This window comes from Vibrio sp. Isolate25 (assembly GCF_022398025.1).
Classification (GTDB): domain Bacteria; phylum Pseudomonadota; class Gammaproteobacteria; order Enterobacterales; family Vibrionaceae; genus Vibrio; species Vibrio coralliilyticus_A.
In genome coordinates, this window is the sequence record NZ_JAKEUT010000002.1 from 311,936 (window position 1) to 331,126 (window position 19,191).

Annotated in this window: 16 protein-coding genes and 2 pseudogenes; 6 read left to right on the forward strand and 12 right to left on the reverse strand. The window is 44.4% G+C overall.

Annotated elements, in window-relative coordinates; all coding sequences use genetic code 11:
• Positions 1-174 precede the first annotated feature (174 nt).
• On the forward strand, positions 175-1,329 hold the full coding sequence (locus L1D15_RS08130; RefSeq protein ID WP_239875265.1) for a 2-octaprenyl-3-methyl-6-methoxy-1,4-benzoquinol hydroxylase: 1,155 nt from the start codon (positions 175-177) through the stop codon (positions 1,327-1,329).
• Positions 1,330-1,394: 65 nt separating this feature from the next.
• On the opposite strand, the gene crr is transcribed toward L1D15_RS08130, so the two are convergent.
• The 5 genes from crr to cysZ form a co-directional block, all read right to left on the reverse strand.
• Positions 1,395-1,904, reverse strand: coding sequence for a PTS glucose transporter subunit IIA (gene crr / locus L1D15_RS08135; protein ID WP_239838340.1), 510 nt, complete (start codon positions 1,902-1,904; stop codon positions 1,395-1,397).
• 105 nt (positions 1,905-2,009) lie between these two features.
• A complete protein-coding gene (gene ptsI / locus L1D15_RS08140) occupies positions 2,010-3,710 on the reverse strand; it encodes a phosphoenolpyruvate-protein phosphotransferase PtsI (protein WP_239875266.1) in 1,701 nt (566 codons plus the stop codon).
• A gap of 139 nt (positions 3,711-3,849) precedes the next feature.
• Complete coding sequence (locus L1D15_RS08145; RefSeq protein ID WP_006957371.1) at positions 3,850-4,107, reverse strand: HPr family phosphocarrier protein; 258 nt, start codon at positions 4,105-4,107, stop codon at positions 3,850-3,852.
• Positions 4,108-4,407: 300 nt separating this feature from the next.
• Positions 4,408-5,376: a cysteine synthase A gene (gene cysK, locus L1D15_RS08150; RefSeq protein WP_239875267.1), complete on the reverse strand. Its 969-nt coding sequence runs from the start codon at positions 5,374-5,376 to the stop codon at positions 4,408-4,410.
• A gap of 194 nt (positions 5,377-5,570) precedes the next feature.
• Positions 5,571-6,308 (reverse strand): sulfate transporter CysZ, encoded by a 738-nt coding sequence (gene cysZ / locus L1D15_RS08155; protein ID WP_239838337.1) that lies wholly within the window; start codon positions 6,306-6,308, stop codon positions 5,571-5,573.
• A gap of 209 nt (positions 6,309-6,517) precedes the next feature.
• Between cysZ and zipA the strand changes: the two genes are divergently transcribed.
• Complete coding sequence (gene zipA / locus L1D15_RS08160; RefSeq protein ID WP_239875268.1) at positions 6,518-7,414, forward strand: cell division protein ZipA; 897 nt, start codon at positions 6,518-6,520, stop codon at positions 7,412-7,414.
• A 156-nt stretch (positions 7,415-7,570) separates the two neighbouring features.
• Positions 7,571-9,580 (forward strand): NAD-dependent DNA ligase LigA, encoded by a 2,010-nt coding sequence (ligA, locus tag L1D15_RS08165; RefSeq protein WP_239875269.1) that lies wholly within the window; start codon positions 7,571-7,573, stop codon positions 9,578-9,580.
• Positions 9,581-9,667: 87 nt separating this feature from the next.
• On the opposite strand, the gene fldA is transcribed toward ligA, so the two are convergent.
• From fldA to L1D15_RS08180, 3 genes are all read right to left on the reverse strand, one after another.
• A complete protein-coding gene (gene fldA / locus L1D15_RS08170; protein WP_239838334.1) occupies positions 9,668-10,201 on the reverse strand; it encodes a flavodoxin FldA in 534 nt (177 codons plus the stop codon).
• A gap of 45 nt (positions 10,202-10,246) precedes the next feature.
• A complete protein-coding gene (locus L1D15_RS08175) occupies positions 10,247-10,468 on the reverse strand; it encodes a DUF2788 domain-containing protein (protein ID WP_239838333.1) in 222 nt (73 codons plus the stop codon).
• 94 nt (positions 10,469-10,562) lie between these two features.
• The gene (locus L1D15_RS08180) at positions 10,563-11,327 is read right to left on the reverse strand and encodes an alpha/beta fold hydrolase (RefSeq protein ID WP_239875270.1); all 765 of its coding nucleotides are present in this window, start codon (positions 11,325-11,327) and stop codon (positions 10,563-10,565) included.
• A gap of 141 nt (positions 11,328-11,468) precedes the next feature.
• On the opposite strand from L1D15_RS08180, the gene seqA reads away from it, so the two are divergent.
• Together seqA and pgm are read left to right on the forward strand one after the other, a co-directional pair.
• On the forward strand, positions 11,469-12,011 hold the full coding sequence (gene seqA / locus L1D15_RS08185; RefSeq protein ID WP_239838331.1) for a replication initiation negative regulator SeqA: 543 nt from the start codon (positions 11,469-11,471) through the stop codon (positions 12,009-12,011).
• A gap of 90 nt (positions 12,012-12,101) precedes the next feature.
• Positions 12,102-13,748: a phosphoglucomutase (alpha-D-glucose-1,6-bisphosphate-dependent) gene (gene pgm / locus L1D15_RS08190; protein ID WP_239875271.1), complete on the forward strand. Its 1,647-nt coding sequence runs from the start codon at positions 12,102-12,104 to the stop codon at positions 13,746-13,748.
• Between the two features lie 189 nt (positions 13,749-13,937).
• On the opposite strand, the pseudogene L1D15_RS08195 reads toward pgm, so the two are convergent.
• Both L1D15_RS08195 and L1D15_RS08200 read right to left on the reverse strand, forming a co-directional pair.
• Positions 13,938-14,231: pseudogene (locus L1D15_RS08195) on the reverse strand (integrase core domain-containing protein); the annotation flags it as partial.
• 3 nt (positions 14,232-14,234) lie between these two features.
• Positions 14,235-15,319 (reverse strand): annotated as a pseudogene (locus L1D15_RS08200) (IS3 family transposase); the annotation flags it as partial.
• Positions 15,320-15,639: 320 nt separating this feature from the next.
• Between L1D15_RS08200 and L1D15_RS08205 the strand changes: the two are divergent.
• The gene (locus L1D15_RS08205) at positions 15,640-15,873 is read left to right on the forward strand and encodes a DUF2789 domain-containing protein (RefSeq protein ID WP_239836835.1); all 234 of its coding nucleotides are present in this window, start codon (positions 15,640-15,642) and stop codon (positions 15,871-15,873) included.
• 45 nt (positions 15,874-15,918) lie between these two features.
• Here the strand turns inward: L1D15_RS08205 and L1D15_RS08210 are convergent, their stop codons facing one another.
• A complete protein-coding gene (locus L1D15_RS08210) occupies positions 15,919-17,262 on the reverse strand; it encodes a sigma-54 dependent transcriptional regulator (protein ID WP_239875272.1) in 1,344 nt (447 codons plus the stop codon).
• Complete coding sequence (locus L1D15_RS08215) at positions 17,262-19,070, reverse strand: ATP-binding protein (RefSeq protein ID WP_239875273.1); 1,809 nt, start codon at positions 19,068-19,070, stop codon at positions 17,262-17,264. The genes L1D15_RS08210 and L1D15_RS08215 overlap by 1 nt, the downstream gene beginning before the upstream one ends.
• Positions 19,071-19,191: the final 121 nt, after the last annotated feature.

Below are 19,191 nucleotides of genomic sequence, written 5' to 3' on the forward strand. Positions count from 1 at the left end.
AGCGGCGTATTGTACTGCTTTAAAAACTCACTGACTAGTGCTGTCACACATTCAGTTAAATCCTATGTTATGTAAGGGGTTTGACCTTATCTGTGCTGAGGTTTTTCGTTACATTTTGATAATGAAAAAGTACAATGAAAAACAGCCTGATAATCAAAGAATAAAGTACAAGTTATGACCAGATATGATGTAGCCATCATCGGTGGAGGTATGGTTGGCGCTGCGATAGCTGTCGGTTTTGCAAAACAAGGACGACAAGTTGTTGTAGTTGAAGGCCGTGCTCCCCAGCCATTTGAACCTGAACAGCCGATGGATATCAGAGTATCTGCAATCTCGGAGCATTCTGTATCGATATTAGAAGAACTGGGTGCATGGCAGGCAATAGCACAGATGCGAGTATGTCCTTATCGTAGGCTGGAGACTTGGGAGCATCCGGAATGCAGAACCCGTTTTCATGCTGATGCACTGAATATGGACCGACTTGGCTACATTGTCGAAAATCGTTTGATCCAGTTAGGCTTATGGGCTGAATTTGAACGGTACTCGAATATTACAGTTTGCTGCCCTGACCGCTTAGATGACATTCAATTCGGTCAGCCTTGTTCGGTGAAACTCAGTTCTGGTCAGTGTTTTGATGCCAGCTTGGTCGTTGGAGCAGACGGAGCAAACTCCCAGGTTCGAACGCTTGCTGGTATTGGAGTGACCGCTTGGGACTATCGCCAGCACTGTATGTTGATTAATGTAGAAACAGAGCGGTCACAGCAAGACATTACTTGGCAGCAATTCACTCCTTCTGGGCCACGCTCATTTTTACCGTTGTGCGGTAATCAAGGTTCGCTAGTGTGGTATGACTCACCTAAACGCATCAAGCAGTTGTGCTCAATGAGTAACGAGCAATTGAGACAAGAGGTTTTAGCTCATTTCCCTGAGGAGTTAGGTGATATCAAAGTACTCCAGTTTGGTTCATTCCCTTTAACTCGACGACACGCACAATCCTACTCTTCGTTAGGTTGTGTGCTGTCAGGGGATGCGGCTCATACGATTAATCCTCTGGCAGGGCAGGGAGTTAACATAGGTTTTAAAGATGTAGAAGCCCTGCTTGAAGTCACTGCAGATAAAGAGCACCTTTCTCATGACTTGCTAAAGTTATATGAACGTAAGCGTCGTCCAGATAATTTGCTGATGCAATCGGGAATGGACTTTTTTTATAAGAGCTTTAGTAATGATCTAGCGCCATTGAAGTTTGCGCGTAATGCCGCCTTGAAGTTGGCGGAAAATGCGGGACCACTGAAAAATCAGGTGCTGAAATATGCGCTTGGGCTTAAGTAAGTTATATCGGGGCAATAAAAAACGCAGCTGAAGAGCTGCGTTTTTTGTGTTTGGCTAAGTGGTTATTACTTAGTTACACGTAGAACGGGTGTTTCACCAACAGATACTGAACCAGACAGTTTGTTCAACTCTTTGATTTCGTCCATGTTAGAGATAACAACAGGAGTCAGAGTTGATTTTGCTTTTTCTTCAAGAAGTGCAAGATCAAACTCAATGATAGTGTCACCAGCTTTAACAGACTGACCTTCTTCAGCAATACGCTTGAAGCCTTCGCCTTTTAGTTCAACCGTGTCGATACCGAAGTGAACAAATAGCTCTACACCGTCATCAGACTCAATTGAGAATGCATGGTTAGTTTCGAAGATCTTACCGATTGTACCGTTTACAGGAGCTACCATTTTGCTGCCAGCTGGTTTGATAGCAATACCGTCACCAACGATTTTCTCAGCAAAAACGACATCTGGCACATCTTCGATGTTTACGATTTCACCAGAAAGAGGCGCGATGATTTCAATTGCACCTGCGTCAGCGCTGTCGTCAGATACTAGCTTCTTAAGTTTGTCAAACAGACCCATTGTGTCATGCTCCTAACGTTTTATTTAATTCTGTCGAATTATAGTATACCAATCTCACAAGATAGACGACTATTTTTAGCCGCCTATCTTATTGGTATCAGTTAATTATTGAGTTTTCTCTGCGATGAATTTTTCTACAACCGCTTCAATTTCAGCCGCAGTTGGTAGAGAAAGTGCTTCTTCAGCCATTGCTTTTACTTCTGCGAAGTTAGAGTTACGGATAACTTTCTTCACTTTCGGGATAGAGATGCCGCTCATAGAGAACTCATCAAGTCCCATGCCCAGAAGTAGGAGCGTGGCACGTTCATCTCCTGCTAGCTCGCCACACATACCTGTCCACTTACCTTCAGCGTGAGAAGCGTCAATCACTTGCTTGATGACTGTTAGCACTGCTGGTGATAGAGGGTTGTACAAGTGAGAAATCATCTCGTTACCACGGTCTACAGCTAGTGTGTACTGAGTAAGGTCGTTGGTACCGATAGAGAAGAATGCGACTTCTTTCGCTAGGTGGTGTGCGATTGCTGCTGCTGCTGGTGTTTCAACCATGACGCCGATTTCGATGTTCTCATCGAAGGCATGACCTTCAGCGCGGAGTTCTGCTTTGTACTCTTCGATGGCTGTCTTAAGCTCACGAATTTCTTCAACAGAGATGATCATTGGGAACATGATACGCAGCTTACCGTGTGCAGATGCACGCAGAATACCACGTAGCTGGTCACGTAGAATTTCACGGCGATCCAAGCTGATACGTACAGCACGCCAACCTAGGTCCATATATGGGAGATCTTTGTCACCGCCGATATCCATAGTACGGATTATCACCGCTTGACCGTTCATAGCTTCCGCAACATCTTTGTATGCTTGGTACTGCTCTTCTTCCGTTGGTAGTGCGTCACGGTCCATAAATAGGAATTCAGTGCGGTACAGGCCTACACCTTCACCACCATTGCGAATGATACCGTCACAGTCTTTAACGGTACCAATGTTACCGCACACTTCTACGCGGTGGCCGTCAGTCGTTTCTGCGTGGAGGTCTTTCAGTTTTGCTAGCTCTTCTTTTTCGGCAATGAATGCGGCTTTAACCGCTTTCGCTTCTGCTAGCTCAGCTTCAGATGGGTTGATAACGACTTTGTTGTTCATTGCGTCAAGAATCAACATGTCGCCGTTCTTAACTTGCTTAGTGATATCGTTAGTACCAACGATAGCAGGAAGTTCTAGTGAACGAGCCATGATTGAAGTGTGAGAAGTACGACCGCCGATGTCACAAGCAAAACCAAGTACGTAATCAAGGTTGATTTGTGCTGTTTCAGATGGTGTTAGGTCGTAAGCGACTAGGATCACTTCCTCATCAATGTCGCTGAGCGAAACAATGTTAATGCCCAGTGCATTTTTCACAAAGCGCGTGCCGATATCACGGATATCTGTTGCACGTTCTTTTAAGTATTCGTCGTCTAGAGACTCAAGAGCGGTTGCCTGTTCTTCGATAACTGTGTGGATCGCGTTATCGGCATGCATCTTGTCATTTTTGATCAGTGCTAGGATTTCTTCTTCTAGCTCTTCATCTTCAAGAAGCATGATATGACCTTCGAAGATCGCTTCTTTCTCTTCACCGAAAGTTTCAAGCGCTTTTTGCTTGATGGTTTCAAGCTGAGCTGCTGATTTGTTACGCGCGTCAAAGAAACGTGCCACTTCAGCGTCGACTTGAGCGTCAGTAATCGAGTTAGTGTTTAGGACAATTTCATCTTCTTGAAGGAGTAGTGCTTTACCAATAGCAATACCTGGAGATGCTAGGATGCCTGAAATCATAGCCTTACCTTAAGTTGGTCAACTTTTAAAACGGGAGAAAATATGAGTGTGCTAACGATAATGTGTAGCTTATATCTTGGCCTATTTCCAACAAAGCCATTTTGCTTTCACAAAATGGCTTTAGAAATAGGAGACCGGATTAGTGTAGTTGATCCATTAGAGCAACTAGGTGGTCAACAGCTTGTTGAGCTTGAGGGCCCTCAGCTGAGATAGTAACTTGCGTACCTTTTACAAGGCCAAGAGTTTGCAGTTTGAATAGGCTCTTTGCGCTAGCGCTTTTACCGTTAGAAGTCACAGTGATGTCCGCATCAAAGCCTTTAGCTTCTTTAACGAACTGTGCAGCTGGACGAGTGTGAAGACCGTTTTCTGCAGTGATTTCTACTTGCTTCTCGTACATGTTATATACCCCAATTGATTTATATTTTGATAGTTTCTTAATCAGAATCAGCTTAACCCTTAACTCTGTAATGTGCCAAATACACACTATTCATTTCGTGTCATAACCGATACTGATTGCAAGTTTTCCGGTTATGATTCCAATCTGTGCCGGATATCATAACTGGCGTTAATTCTTACTTAGCTTTTATTTTGAAGCTAAAAATAAAACTGACCTGATTATTACCAAAGGTGAGGCAAGGATCAACAAAAAAGCCCCTGAAAGGGGCTTTTTTAGATGAAAAATTGATTTCGCTACGTATTATTGTTGGTTCTCTTTCTCGGTAAAGATACCAGCAAACAACGCAGAACTGAGGTAACGTTCACCGGAGCTTGGTAGAACGGTTACGATAGTTTTTCCTTCAAATTCAGGTAGTTCTGCTAGTCTATTCGCGGCTACAACGGCTGCACCTGAAGAGATTCCAGCAAGAATTCCTTCCTCTTCCATTAGGCGACGAGCCATTTCGATCGCTTCTTCAGAAGTGACGGACTCAACGCGGTCTAACAGTTCTAAATCTAGGTTGCCTGGGATGAAGCCTGCACCAATACCTTGGATTTTGTGTGGTGCTGGTTGAATTTCTTCCCCTGCTAGCGCTTGTGCAATCACTGGAGACTCAGCTGGCTCTACTGCCACAGAAACAATGTTCTTGCCTTTCTCTCCTTTGATGTATCGGCTTGTGCCTGTGATAGTACCACCCGTACCAACACCAGCAACGAAGACATCAATTTCACCATCAGTGGCTTCCCAAATTTCAGGGCCTGTGGTTTTTTCGTGGATTTGTGGGTTCGCTGGGTTGTTGAACTGTTGTAATAGTAGGTATTTGTCAGGGTTGCTTGCCACAATCTCTTCTGCTTTCGCGATTGCGCCTTTCATTCCTTTTGCTGCTTCTGTGAGCTCAAGGTTTGCACCTAATGCTTTAAGAAGTTTACGACGCTCAAGACTCATAGATTCTGGCATTGTCAGAGTAAGTTTGTAACCACGAGCGGCGGCAACGAAAGCCAGAGCAATACCTGTGTTACCACTGGTTGGCTCTACAAGCTCTACTCCCGATTTTAGGGTACCTTCTTTTTCCGCTTCCCAGATCATGTTTGCGCCAATACGACATTTAACACTAAAGCTTGGGTTACGAGCTTCAACTTTTGCCAGTACTTTACCTTTACTGACTTTATTTAGACGTACTAGAGGAGTATTACCGATGGTAAGAGAGTTATCTTCGTAGATTTTGCTCATGTCGTGATCCTTCATCTGTTAAAAGCTTATCGACCATAGTATGAGGGCAATAGGCTGGTCATTTATTTGCTCGATATAGAGTGCGTGGATAGAAGAGTAGGCTAGCTGAAAATAGTAGAGAAGGATTAAAAAGTTATAACTTATTAGAATGGGATGAAGTGCATGTTATTCAGCTAACATGCACTATTTACCTGTTAACGCTTGAACTCTGATACCCAAATCGCTGTCGCGCCACAAACAGCAACAGGCATAACAATCAGGTTTAAAATTGGGATTGTGGTAAAGATGGCGACTAAAGCACCGAAGCTGTACGCCTTACCTTGTTTTTGTTTCAAACTGTTACGCATCTCATTAAACGGGACCTTATGGTTATCAAACGGATAATCACAGTATTGAATGGCAAGCATCCACGCTGTGAACCCAAACCAAAGAACTGGGCCTAGTGTTTGTCCTAAGGCGGGAATCAGCAATAAAATAAACAGACCGATAGCCTTTGGTAGAACATAAAGCAGTTTTCTCCACTCTCTGGCTAGAATTCTTGGAGTGTCTTTAACCACTGCCAATACGCCATCTTCATTGACTTTACTTCCTGTTAGGTATTCTTCCACTTTTTCTGCCAGTAACCCATTAAATGGGGCCGCGACAAAATTTGCCAATGTGCTAAAGAAATAAGAAAACGTCGCTAAAATTGTCACGACCAATAAAGGCCACAACACATAGCTTAACCAAGAAAGAAACTCAGGTAGTTGTCCCATGAGTTGTTCAATCCAGATATCTAAATGAGAAAATAGGTAAAAAAGCGCCCCCCCAACAAGCAGAATATTGGCTAATAAAGGCAGTAGCACAAATTGGCGAATACCGGGTTTGATCGCAAGCTCAAGGCCATAGAAGAAATAACCAAAACCGGAACGTTGATGTATTTTTGAATTCATAAGCACTGACTGAGTTATGGTGTAAAAACGAACGTATTTTATCTTAACAAGAAAAAAGCGTGTTCAAAATCACAACATTGCGTGAACTTCTCACATTAAGTTGTTCTAAAACAGGGGAGAGTTTTGGTAGAGTTAGTTATAGAAAGGTTTAACCAGATTCGATAAGTTGGTTTACGGGCTAGGTATATCGAATAATTTGAGAGCGAAAAATGCAGGAATTGCGATTTGTACTCATAATCGTCGGAGCTTTAGCAATAGCAGCGCTACTGTTTCACGGTTTATGGACAAGCAAAAAAGAAGGAAAAGCCAAGTTTGGCAGTAAGCCACTTCGCAAGTTAGACGTCGATAAAGAAGATGATTCTGAGCTCATGCCTGAGCGTGCGTTTGCGCCTGAGGATGATTTTGAAATTATTCGCAAAGAACGTAAAGAACCGGATTTCACTGAAGGCAATATTACTGCAGATCCGCTGATTGATGGTTATTCCGAGGTTGAGCCTCCACAAACCGTAGCGGAGCAGAACATTGTCAACGAACCTGAACTCGATATGCCTTCTATTTTGACTCAAGTTCCGGATGAGGTTGAGCCCTCTATCGAGCCAGTGGCAGCCGTCGATGACATTAGCACTGAGGTCGTTGAAGCGAATGACGAAGAGCTGATCGCCTCAGAAAGCGAAGAAGAACCCGAGATGCAGGTTATTGTTCTTAATGTCCACTGCGCGGGCCCTGAGCCATTTGTGGGTACAAAATTGTTCGATAGTATGCAGCAGAATGGTTTACTTTACGGTGAAATGGATATTTTCCATCGCCATGCAGACTTGTCTGGTACAGGTAAGGTTTTGTTTAGTGTGGCGAATATGATGCAACCAGGTACGCTTGAGCATACCGATCCGGCAGAATTTACCACTCAGGGTATTTCGTTCTTTATGACATTACCTTGTTATGGAGACCCTGAGCAGAATTTCAAACTGATGTTGAAAACCGCGCAGCAGATCGCGGATGACTTGGGAGCGAATGTTTTGGATGATGCTCGTAACCTGATGACGCCGAATCGTCTGGATGCGTATCGAGCTCAAATTCAGGACTTTAAAGCGGCGAAAAGCGCGTAATTCGCCAATAACCTTATAAAGGCTCCGAATCCGGAGCCTTTATTTTTTGAGTATGGTTTGGTTAATAAGCCAGTAAAGCCTACTCATCCCCCTGTCAATCCTTTGCTGATATCTCGATGATATTGGTGATTAGAATGTTTAAGTACAGAGTTAGTTATGTCACAAGAGATTCAAGAAAAACTCAATCAGTTACGTGAAACCCTTCATTACCACGGTGTGAAGTACTACGTTGAAGACAACCCTGAGGTTCCTGATGCGGAATATGACCGCTTGATGCGAGAATTGTTAGCACTTGAAGCGGAACACCCTGAGCTGATCACTCTTGACTCTCCAAGCCAGCGTGTCGGAGGTCAGCCGCTTAGTGGTTTCGAATCGGTAACGCATGAGATTCCGATGTTATCTTTGGATAATGCATTCGATGATAGCGAACTGGACAGTTTCCATAAACGCATGACAGTGCGTGCTCCCTCAGCTGATTTCAGTGCTTTCTGCTGCGAGCCGAAACTGGATGGTCTTGCGGTGAGCTTGTTGTATGAGAATGGAGTCTTAGTTCGGGCAGCCACTCGAGGTGATGGGGCTACGGGAGAAAATATTACCGAAAATGTACGTACCATCAAATCTATTCCACTTAAACTTAGTGGTCAGGGTTGGCCGCAACGTATTGAAGTTCGCGGTGAAGTCTTTATGCCAAAGGCAGGTTTCGACAAGCTCAATCAACAGGCACTTAAAAAGGGCGAGAAAGTGTTTGTCAATCCACGTAATGCCGCTGCAGGCAGTCTGCGTCAGTTGGACTCCCGTATCACGGCGACTCGACCATTGAGCTTTTATGCGTACAGCGTTGGTGTGGTAGAAGGTGCCACATTGTCAAAGAGCCATTATGAGCGATTTTTGCAGTTAAAAGGTTGGGGAATGCCAATGTGTCCTGAGACTCGTCGAGTCTCCAATCTTGATGAAGTCAAAGCGTATTACCACGATATTTTAACGCGTCGAGATGCTCTTTCATACGAGATTGATGGCGTGGTGATTAAAGTGGACGATATTGTACTGCAGGAACAACTGGGGTTTGTTGCGAGAGCTCCTCGATGGGCGATTGCCTACAAGTTTCCTGCACAAGAAGAGATTACCTTGCTTAATGGCGTTGAGTTTCAGGTAGGCCGAACAGGGGCGATTACTCCAGTGGCCAAGCTTGAACCGGTTTTTGTTGGTGGGGTTACTGTCAGCAACGCGACGTTGCACAATGCCGATGAGATTGAACGTTTGGGTGTCAAAGTGGGAGATAGTGTGATTGTCCGCCGTGCGGGGGACGTTATTCCACAAATCGTTTCAGTGATCAAAGAACGTAGGCCCGGATCTGCAAAAGATATTGTCTTTCCTGAACAGTGTCCGGTGTGTAGCTCGGATATTGAACGTGTTGAAGGCGAAGCGGTGGCTAGATGCTCTGGAGGTCTGGTTTGTCAGGCGCAACGTAAAGAAGCTCTCAAACATTTTGTCTCGCGTAAAGCTCTGGATGTTGATGGCTTAGGGGACAAAGTTATTGAACAATTGGTCGATCGTGAGATGGTCGAGACTCCGGCTGATTTGTTTAAACTGTCTGCTGGGGTAATAACGGTCCTAGATCGTATGGGTCCTAAATCAGCACAAAATATAGTGGATGCGCTCAATAAAGCGAAATCAACAACCTTACCGCGCTTTCTGTACTCTCTTGGTATTCGAGAGGTTGGTGAGGCGACCGCAGCGAATTTAGCTCAACATTTTAAAACCCTAGATGCGGTTAAAAAGGCCACTCATGAGCAGCTAATTGAGGTGTCCGATATAGGAAATATTGTTGCTAGTCATGTGATTGCTTTCTTTGGCCAAGAGAAAAATCAACAAGTGATTGATGATCTCATCGAACAAGGCATAGTGTGGCCGGCAATCGAAGAGAAAAGCCAAGATATCCCCCAACCTTTAGCTGGAAAGACGGTGGTACTGACGGGGTCGTTGTCTCAACTTTCTCGCAATGAAGCAAAAGCAGCCTTACAGGAATTAGGCGCAAAGGTGACCGGTAGTGTCAGTAAGAAAACGGATATCTTATTTGCTGGCGAAAATGCCGGTTCTAAACTGGCGAAGGCTCAAGAACTAGGGATAGAAATCAAAACAGAACAAGATCTCATCGATTTGATTTAAATTCGTTTTGCCTATAAAAAATACCCTCAAACATACATGCTTGAGGGTATTTTCAATCCATCAAAAGAGAACTTTCAAAGAACTTGGTTAGCCTTCTAACTCAGCTAAGCACATTTCTTCGTGAATTTGTTTACACCAGTTAGTTACGCGTTCATCAGTAAGTTCAGGCTGGCGATCTTCGTCAATGCATAGACCAACAAACTGGCTGTCATCACCTTCGACGAGTCCTTTAGAGGCTTCGAATTCGTAACCTTCCGTCGATGTGTAGCCTAGGATAGTTCCGCCTTTAGCTTCGACAATGTCACGCACAGTGCCCATAGCATCACAGAAGTACTCAGCGTAATCTTCTTGGTCACCACAGCCAAAGATAGCAACAAGCTTGGTAGAGAAGTCAATTTGCTCTAGCTCTGGGAAAAAATCATCCCAGTCACATTGCGCTTCACCATAGTACCAAGTTGGAATGCCGAGTAGCAGAAGATCGAAGTTATCGATATCCTCTTTGCTACTTTTCGCGATATCTTGAACGTGAATCAGTTGTTTACCTAGTTGCTTTTGAATCATCTTTGCAACAGCTTCAGTGTTACCTGTGTCGCTACCAAAGAAGATGCCTACACTTGCCATAGATTCGTTACCTTTACTAATTTCTGTTGTGGGTTCCGGTTGATATCAGCCGATACCGCCACCTTCCCAGCTAATCTGAATAATGCCTTTGGCGATAAATCCAGCACAACCAAGGAATAGGACTAACCATACAATGCGACGACCAAAAGGAGGAACATTCCCAGCCTTTAACACGTCTTTAATCGCCATACCAATCAGGAAAAAGATAGACGCGAAAAGAAGATCGAGACCAATGGACTCGAGCATGTTCATATAGTCGTAGAGCATGGGATCCCTTTATGCCAAATTACTTGCGCCGAACTATACCACTGTTAAAAGATAAAGTTAACGGGCTGGGCGCAACTGACCTCTCATTCTGTTTTTAAGCGATAAATTTGCGTATCGCACGCAAAACTTCTTGGGGTTTTTCTGCGTGTAACCAGTGACCAGTATTAGCAATAACATGCGCTTTTACGTTGGCAAATTGCTTTTGCACTTCACTTTGATGCTCAGTGGTGAGGTAGTCTGAGTCTCCACCTTTCACCATCAGAGTGGGAGTGGTGATTTTATCTATTGGATTCCAACCTAAAATCTGTGCGTAATTGTCCCAAAGGCTAGCAACATTGAAGCGCCATTCTAAATGCTCACCGTTATTGTATAGCGACTTGCCAAGAAACTGCCTGACGCCTTCCATCTCGATATGCTGAGCGAGAATATCGAGGGCTTGCTTACGTGAAGTTGGTTGCTGTTCCAGTACAGCTTTTAGGCCCGCAAAAACATTGTCGTGTCGACGTTGGCTGTAAGCAACCGGCGCCATATCTAAAACCAACAGCTTTTCAACTTGAGTTTGAGCAAGCCCTGCTAATTTCATTGCCACTTTACCGCCCATCGAGTGACCAATCAGTATGTAGCGTTCAAGCTCAAGGTGCTGCAGCGTATTTAATACATCTTCAGCCATCAACTCATAATTGTGTTGAGGGGATTGAAAAGACAAACCATGATTGCGCAGATCAATGCTGACCACCTGAAAATCTTGGCGTAAATCACGAGCGAGTAGACCCAGGTTATCTAGGTTGCCAAATAAGCCGTGGATCAAAACTATGGTGTGACCCTCACCTTCGATTTTATAATTGAGCAGTTGTGACATTTTATTCTATTCGTGACTGGTTTAACGTAGCGCCTCATTCGGCCATGGATCTGCTTCAGATAGCAAATCTGGAACTCGCATATTGAGGGGACTTGGGTATATAATCCCACAGAGTTTAAACATAGAGATTGTGAAAAGCGAATGAAAACAATTGAGGTTGATGAGGATCTATACCGTTACATCGCAGGTCAAACCCAACACATCGGTGAAAGTGCATCAGACATTTTACGTCGCCTTCTCGCGGTTGATGAGCAGAATCAAGCATCAGCACCAGTCGTGCAAGCTGCACAACCTAAAGGAATTGTGGTGAGTCGTGATGCTGCAAAAGAAGAGAAAGTAGATAGCGTAAAAGCAATGCGCTCATTGCTGATTTCTGATGAGTTTGCTGGTCTGAAAAAGGCCATTGATCGATTCATGCTGGTATTGTCGACTCTGAACCGCATTGACCCGCAGGGATTTTCAGAAGCAACTCAAGTCAAAGGTCGTAAGCGCGTGTATTTTGCTAACAATGAACAAACGTTGCTAGAGAGCGGTAACACGACAAAACCAAAAGCGATTCCTGGCTCGCCTTTCTGGGTGATTACTAACAACAACACCAGTCGCAAGCGCCAAATGGTTGATCAGTTGATGGCGAGAATGAACTTCCCCGCTGATTTAATTGAGAAGGTCACGAACTCAATTTAAGAATTCTGATTTAAACCTCATAATGTTCAAATAGCTCTGAGTATTATGAGGTTTTTTTGTTTCTGATAATTTTTAAGAAAGGATGTCAAAATGGCTATGCACCCACGCGCGGGACAAAAAGCCCAACAGCAGGACCTGCATAATATTCCTGCACTTGTCGCGAACTATTTCCTACTTCAACCTGACTCTGCTAATCCAGAACACAAGGTTGAATTCGGTACTTCTGGACACCGTGGTACTGCGGACAAATCTACCTTCAACGAAAATCATATCTTGGCGATCGCTCAAGCGATAGCTGAGGTGCGTGCTGAGAAAAAAACGACAGGGCCTCTATTTGTTGGCAAAGATACGCATGCTTTGTCAGAGCCTGCTTTTTCCAGTGTTGTTGAAGTATTGATTGCAAACGGAGTTCAAGTCGTTGTTCAGCAAGACAATGGTTACACGCCGACGCCAGGGGTGTCACACGCGATTTTGACTCATAACCTTAAACATCAAGATAAAGCTGATGGCATTGTCATCACGCCATCACACAACCCGCCGCAAGATGGTGGTATCAAGTACAACCCAACGCACGGTGGTCCGGCAGAAGGTGAGCTCACTCAGGCGATCCAAGATCGAGCTAATATGCTGATTGCTGAAGGCTTACAAGGTGTGAAGCGTATGCCGCTAGCTGAGGCAAAAGCCTCAGCACTTTTCACAGAGAAAGACTTAGTTAAACCATACGTTGACGATCTGGTAAATGTGATTGATATGGAGGCCATCCAAAAAGCAAACCTCAAGATCGGCGTTGACCCACTTGGCGGCAGTGGGATCGACTACTGGCGACAAATTGCAGCGGCGTATAACTTGAATCTCACTCTAGTTAGTGAAGCGATTGACCCTTCTTTCCAGTTTATGTGTTTGGATAAAGACGGTGTAGTTCGCATGGATTGTTCGTCACCTTACGCTATGGCTGGATTACTGGCGCTAAAAGACGAGTATGATTTAGCTTTTGGTAATGATCCCGATTACGACCGCCATGGTATCGTGACGCCTAAAGGCTTGATGAACCCGAACCACTTCTTAGCTGTGTGCATTGATTACCTGTATCGCCATCGCCAAGATTGGGGAAGTGAAGTTGCAGTGGGTAAAACGCTAGTTTCTAGTGCATTGATTGATCGTGTGGTCGCAGATTTAGGTCGTGAGCTGTGTGAAGTACCAGTTGGTTTCAAGTGGTTCGTTGATGGTTTATATCAAGGACAGTTCGGCTTTGGTGGTGAAGAAAGTGCAGGAGCTTCGTTCTTGCGTAAAGATGGTACTCCATGGTCAACAGACAAAGACGGTATTATCTTGTGTCTGCTAGCTGCTGAAATCACAGCGGTAACGGGCAAGAATCCACAAGAATATTATGAAGAGTTGTCAGCTAAGCATGGTGAGTCTCAATATAATCGCATTCAAGCAGTAGCAAGTGGGCCTCAAAAAGAGGTGTTGAAAAAGCTGTCTGCAGAAATGGTCAAAGCAGAGACGCTAGCGGGGGATAAGATTACCGCTCGTTTGACTCACGCTCCTGGTAACGGCGCTGCGATTGGTGGCCTTAAAGTAACAACTGATAACGGTTGGTTTGCGGCGCGACCATCAGGAACAGAAGATATTTATAAGATTTACTGTGAAAGCTTTAAAGGTGCAGAGCACTTAAAGCACATTGAATCCGAAGCGCAAGAGATCGTGAATCAAGTGTTTGCCGACGCAGGTCTGTAAATTAAATATGTCTAGTCCTAAAATAGGTTGACGCTTTTTTTATGAAGCCAGTAGGTAATCCCTGCTGGCTTTTTCATGCACTTCACTTGGAGTTTTCATCCCCAAGCTCATGTGCGGCCTCAAGTCGTTATATATCGATATCGACTCTTTTACTAACNTGTCTAGTCCTAAAATAGGTTGACGCTTTTTTTATGAAGCCAGTAGGTAATCCCTGCTGGCTTTTTCATGCACTTCACTTGGAGTTTTCATCCCCAAGCTCATGTGCGGCCTCAAGTCGTTATATATCGATATCGACTCTTTTACTAACACTGTGAGCTCCTTCATCGTATTGCATTGATAGAGCAGGAACTCACTCTTTAATATCCCGTTAACTCGCTCTGCAAGGGCGTTTTGATAGCAGTCATAACCGTCTGTCATTGATGGAATCATGCCGTTAGCATTTAACTTTTCTTGATATTCTGACGAACAGTACTGTAGACCTCTGTNATAGAGCAGGAACTCACTCTTTAATATCCCGTTAACTCGCTCTGCAAGGGCGTTTTGATAGCAGTCATAACCGTCTGTCATTGATGGAATCATGCCGTTAGCATTTAACTTTTCTTGATATTCTGACGAACAGTACTGTAGACCTCTGTCTGAGTGATGGATAGTCGCAGCATTTGTTCGTCGATTTATGATTGTCATGTCTAACGCCTTTACAACATCACTCGCTTTCATTTCATTACTCAGTTCATAGCCCAATATTTTTCGAGAGTAAGCATCCGTAACTAACGAGAGATAATGCGTGCCTTCATCGGTTTTTACATAGGTGATGTCGCTGACGACAACTTCTTCTACATGATTAACCGCTCTTTCTTTTAGCAAGTTAGGATGTTTTCTTAACCAATGCCTGCTGTTCGTTGTCTTGATGTAGTTCTTCCTTGGTTTGACTAACATATTCTCATTTTTTAAATACTTAAATAGRCCGTCTCGTCCTAGCTTTATCCCAAGTYTCTCAAGCTGAGGCTTAATCAACAGGTATAACTTGCGGGTACCAATTCGTGGCATGTACTGTCGCCAGTACATCACCATTCCTTTCACTGGCAAAAGCTCGTTGACACGAGCTTCTAGACGCTGTTTCCATTGGTACACTGCTTGCCGAGATAAATTGAACTGCTTGCATGCAGAGGCTAGCTTTACTTTTCCTTGCTCTTTGGCGAGCCAGAGCGTTCGGCTAAGTACTTTTTTTCCAAATCAATTCCGTAATCATCTTTAAGAAGCTCAACCATATCGCCGTAAATCATGTTTTTCATTTCGGCATTGGCGAGGGCTTTTTCAAGACGCTTAATCTTTTGTGCAGGTGTTTCTTTGGATTTAGACATTGGAGAGTGCTCTATTGGTTTCGACCAATCCAACTTACCATGCTTTCTGAGCCAGACAAGAACGGTACTGCGTCCTTGTATGCCATAGTGAGCTTGAGCCTGTTTGTATGTCATTTCGCCTTTTTCAACTTGGGCAACAACAGCCAATTTAAAGCCCATTGTGTAATCTCGTTGAGAGCGCTTTGGTGTTGTATTGCTTGAAGAGTTCATTGATAAGTCTCCGAAGTGTCAACTTATCTCAGGACGGGACANTTGTATGTCATTTCGCCTTTTTCAACTTGGGCAACAACAGCCAATTTAAAGCCCATTGTGTAATCTCGTTGAGAGCGCTTTGGTGTTGTATTGCTTGAAGAGTTCATTGATAAGTCTCCGAAGTGTCAACTTATCTCAGGACGGGACATTTAATGGCTACCGAGAGCCTCACCAGATGGTGAGGCTTTTTTATGCTTTCCACTAACCAGTCTATAGTTATAGGGAGCCGTTACTGTCGAAGTAGCGCTGTTCTTTACCGTGATACGAGTGAGGCCATTATGGAAATGCACCAACACTCTATGCCAGATTTGTTTCGACAACTTGGGTTAGATAGCTCCGAAGAGAGTATTCGGGATTTCGTGAATAATCACAGTGGGTTGGTAGTTGGCACGGCGTTATATGAAGCGTTTTTCTGGTCACCGTCTCAGGCTACGTTTTTAAAAGAAGCGATAGAAGAAGATGCTGACTGGGCGGAAGTTGTCGACCAGCTTGATGCCATGCTGAGAGGTTAGAAAGTAAAAGCCAGCACTTGGTGCTGGCTGTGACTTCGTAACTAGTTAATCCGATTTATAGTTGGCTTTATCTAATCCGTAGCGCTGCATTTTGTCATACAGTGTTTTTCTCGCCAAACTCAGTTTATCCATGGTCTGTTTAATGCTTCCTCCCGATTCAAGCAAGGCCTGCTCTATGACACTTCGCTCGAACTCAGCGACTTGTTCCGCCAGTGAGTGTGACTGAGAGCTTTGCTCTGTATTTTCTCCAAATTGAGTCAGCTTACCCAGCAAGACAAAACGCTCTGCTGCGTTCCTTAACTCGCGTACATTACCGGGCCAATCGTGGCTCAAGAGCTGGCTTAATGTACTGTTAGGCAGCGCAGGCACCATTTTTCCGTAGCGGGAAGCGGCGACCAGTAAAAAATGATGAAACAAGGTTGTGATGTCTTCCTTACGTTCCCTCAGTGCGGGTAAATCCAGTGTGACGATGTTAAGGCGATAGTAGAGATCTTGACGAAATTCTCCTTTTTCTGCTGCCAGTTTGAGGTCAACTTTGGTGGCCGCAATGACCCGTATATCGAGCGGGAGTAATTCATTGGATCCAACGCGTTCGATCACTCTTTCTTGAAGCACGCGCAGTAAGCGAATTTGTGCCTGCATCGGCATGGATTCTATCTCATCAAGGAATAGGGTTCCCCCCTGAGCGTGTTCAAACTTACCGATACGCTTAGTTTCAGCACCGGTAAATGCTCCTTTTTCGTGGCCATAGAGTTCACTTTCAATGAGGTTTTCAGGCACTGCGCCACAGTTGATGGCGACAAAGTTCGCGTCGCGTCTTGAACTTTGTTCATGAATCGAACGAGCAACCAGTTCTTTGCCCGTCCCTGTTTCACCGAATAAGAGGATATCGGCGTCGGTATCGGCAATGTGAGAAATGGTCTCTCTCAGCATCTGTATAGAGGGCGTGTCACCTATGATCCTTGGGCCGAGAGTCTGGCTCGCTTTGAGGCTGCGTTTGAGATCTTGATTCTCCAAGGTGAGATCACGCTTTTCTAATGCTCGGCGAGTGGTATCGATCAGTCGGTCAATAGGAAAGGGCTTTTCGATAAAATCATAAGCACCATTTCTGAGGGCATTGACCGCCATTGAGATGTCACCATGGCCGGTAATGAGAATCACAGGGACATCTTTATCTTGATGGAGAATCGTTGAGAGTAGGTTCTCTCCTGACAGGCCGGGTAAGCAGATATCGGAAATGACGACTTTGGGTAATCCGTCGCGTTTCATCGCTAGAAGTGCTTCTTCAGCACTGGCAAAAAATTGCGCGGATATCTCCTCTAATTCAAAGCTTTGCTCTATGGCTAAGCGAATGTCGCTTTCGTCATCAATAAAATAGACGTCGTACATCAAGATTCCTTTGCTGTCTCTTTTGGGGCTGAAGTACAAAATGGTAATTGTATGGTAAATCGGGCTCCCCCATAAGGAGAGTCTTCTACCCTTAACTGGCCATTCATTGCTTTAATAATCTGTTGTGAAATGGACAATCCCAGCCCTAATCCATTTTTCTTGGTGGTAAAAAAGGGCTCAAAAAGGTGCTTGGCTTGCTCTTTCTCAATACCTGGGCCGTTGTCATCGATGCAGATGTGTATTTCCGTGTCTGTTTGTTCGGTAGACAACACCACTTTACGCTCATCTTGCTCTTCCACGGCTTGAGCGGCGTTAGTGATCAGATTGATCAAAACCTGTTCCAGTTGAATCGCATTGACCTCAGCCGCTGCGGTGGTGTGATTAAATTGTGTGGCTAATTCTACCCGATAAGATTTTATCTGAGGTGCAACCAGTTCCTTCGCTGATAGCAGGATAGGTTCGATATCGAGAACGCTTTTGTCGCTGGTGTCTGATTTGCGGGTAAAGGATTTTAACTGATTGCTAATTTTTGCCATCCGGTCAGTCAATGCTGAGATGCGCTTTAGGTTGTCATCAACACGATCGAGTTTATTTTTGCCGAGAAAGCGACGGCCGTTATCTGCAAAGCTTCTAATGGCGGCGAGTGGATTATTCAGTTCATGGCTTATACTGGCTGACATCTGACCAAGAACAGCCAGCTTCGCTGCTTGGATTAGCTCGTCTTGTGTTTGGCGTAAAATCTGTTCGGTACGAGACCGTTCCATCACTTCAGCTTGTAACTCTGATGTTCGTTCCAAAACCAAAAACTCTAGCTTTTGCTTGGCTTCAGACTGCAATTGCTCAAACTGTCGTTTTTTCAGGTGTCTCTGATAAGTCAGTTGCAATGTCAAAAACGCAATCACAAACAGCAGAGTTAGTATCAGTGCGAAACTCAAAGTAGACCAAAATACGGTTGTCTTTTCAGTCAGGACACGAATGGTCAGATCAAGCAAAGAAAGTGGGCGGCTAGAGACGATATAATCGCCTTGAATCCAACCAAGAAAACGATTCTCTAGTTCGGACTGGGGCTTATCGAGTTGACCGACCAATCCGAGCGACTGAATGTCTTTATCTAAATACTGCCTGCTGGAGGTGATCTGCTGTCGCTCTGGTTCTGAAAGTGTAATTAAACTTTTAAAGAGCCATTGGGGATTACTCGACATGAAAATGACATCGTAGCTATCGGTAGCGACAAAGGTGTTTTGCTTACTTTTCCAATTTTCTTCGATTGCAGACAGGTCCATCTTAACGACGATGACGCCTGCAATTTCACCCGCGTAAACTACGGGGAAAGAGTAGTAATAGCCTCTTTGTCCTGACGTTGAGCCAAGCGCGAAATATTGGCTGGAATGACCCTTCACGGCTTCAGAAAAATAGGGTCGCCAAGCGAAGTTTTTGCCAATAAAAGAACGATCTAAATTCCAGTTACTCGCCGCGATGGTGTTACCGACTCGATCAATCAGATAAGTGTCTGACGCCTGGATGATGTTATTGACGTTTTCCAGATAACGATTGGTGATGTCTAGTTGAGCCGGATTGTCAGGCTGCATTAAGGCCGAAATCAACTCAGTATCTTTAGCCAGTAACTGGGGGAGGTGAGCGTACTTATCCAGTCTTGAGGCAATGTGGCTAGCGAATCGGTCGAGCTGAGCTTGGTGTTCGTCTAACAAAGATTGATAATGGTAATTCCATACCCATTGTGAACCGATGACAAGACAGAGTAGGTAAAGAATCAACAGGTAGGCGTTTGCCCGACGAAAAGGTGACATTACATTCCCTGTAGCTGTGGTGTGACCGATAGCTTAGAGTAATGTTTTTTGTTACAGGTGTGTTTAGTTATGTAACGAAAATGAGGAACAAAACCGGACTTGGATCTAGTTTTATCGTTTA

What these genes read in the sequence shown, in the direction of transcription:
- L1D15_RS08130 (WP_239875265.1), top strand. Translation starts at nt 175, where the DNA reads ATGACCAGATATGATGTAGCCATCATCGGTGGAGGTATGGTTGGCGCT.
- crr (WP_239838340.1), bottom strand. Translation starts at nt 1,904, where the DNA reads ATGGGTCTGTTTGACAAACTTAAGAAGCTAGTATCTGACGACAGCGCT.
- ptsI (WP_239875266.1), bottom strand. Translation starts at nt 3,710, where the DNA reads ATGATTTCAGGCATCCTAGCATCTCCAGGTATTGCTATTGGTAAAGCA.
- L1D15_RS08145 (WP_006957371.1), bottom strand. Translation starts at nt 4,107, where the DNA reads ATGTACGAGAAGCAAGTAGAAATCACTGCAGAAAACGGTCTTCACACT.
- cysK (WP_239875267.1), bottom strand. Translation starts at nt 5,376, where the DNA reads ATGAGCAAAATCTACGAAGATAACTCTCTTACCATCGGTAATACTCCT.
- cysZ (WP_239838337.1), bottom strand. Translation starts at nt 6,308, where the DNA reads ATGAATTCAAAAATACATCAACGTTCCGGTTTTGGTTATTTCTTCTAT.
- zipA (WP_239875268.1), top strand. Translation starts at nt 6,518, where the DNA reads ATGCAGGAATTGCGATTTGTACTCATAATCGTCGGAGCTTTAGCAATA.
- ligA (WP_239875269.1), top strand. Translation starts at nt 7,571, where the DNA reads ATGTCACAAGAGATTCAAGAAAAACTCAATCAGTTACGTGAAACCCTT.
- fldA (WP_239838334.1), bottom strand. Translation starts at nt 10,201, where the DNA reads ATGGCAAGTGTAGGCATCTTCTTTGGTAGCGACACAGGTAACACTGAA.
- L1D15_RS08175 (WP_239838333.1), bottom strand. Translation starts at nt 10,468, where the DNA reads ATGCTCTACGACTATATGAACATGCTCGAGTCCATTGGTCTCGATCTT.
- L1D15_RS08180 (WP_239875270.1), bottom strand. Translation starts at nt 11,327, where the DNA reads ATGTCACAACTGCTCAATTATAAAATCGAAGGTGAGGGTCACACCATA.
- seqA (WP_239838331.1), top strand. Translation starts at nt 11,469, where the DNA reads ATGAAAACAATTGAGGTTGATGAGGATCTATACCGTTACATCGCAGGT.
- pgm (WP_239875271.1), top strand. Translation starts at nt 12,102, where the DNA reads ATGGCTATGCACCCACGCGCGGGACAAAAAGCCCAACAGCAGGACCTG.
- L1D15_RS08205 (WP_239836835.1), top strand. Translation starts at nt 15,640, where the DNA reads ATGGAAATGCACCAACACTCTATGCCAGATTTGTTTCGACAACTTGGG.
- L1D15_RS08210 (WP_239875272.1), bottom strand. Translation starts at nt 17,262, where the DNA reads ATGTACGACGTCTATTTTATTGATGACGAAAGCGACATTCGCTTAGCC.
- L1D15_RS08215 (WP_239875273.1), bottom strand. Translation starts at nt 19,070, where the DNA reads ATGTCACCTTTTCGTCGGGCAAACGCCTACCTGTTGATTCTTTACCTA.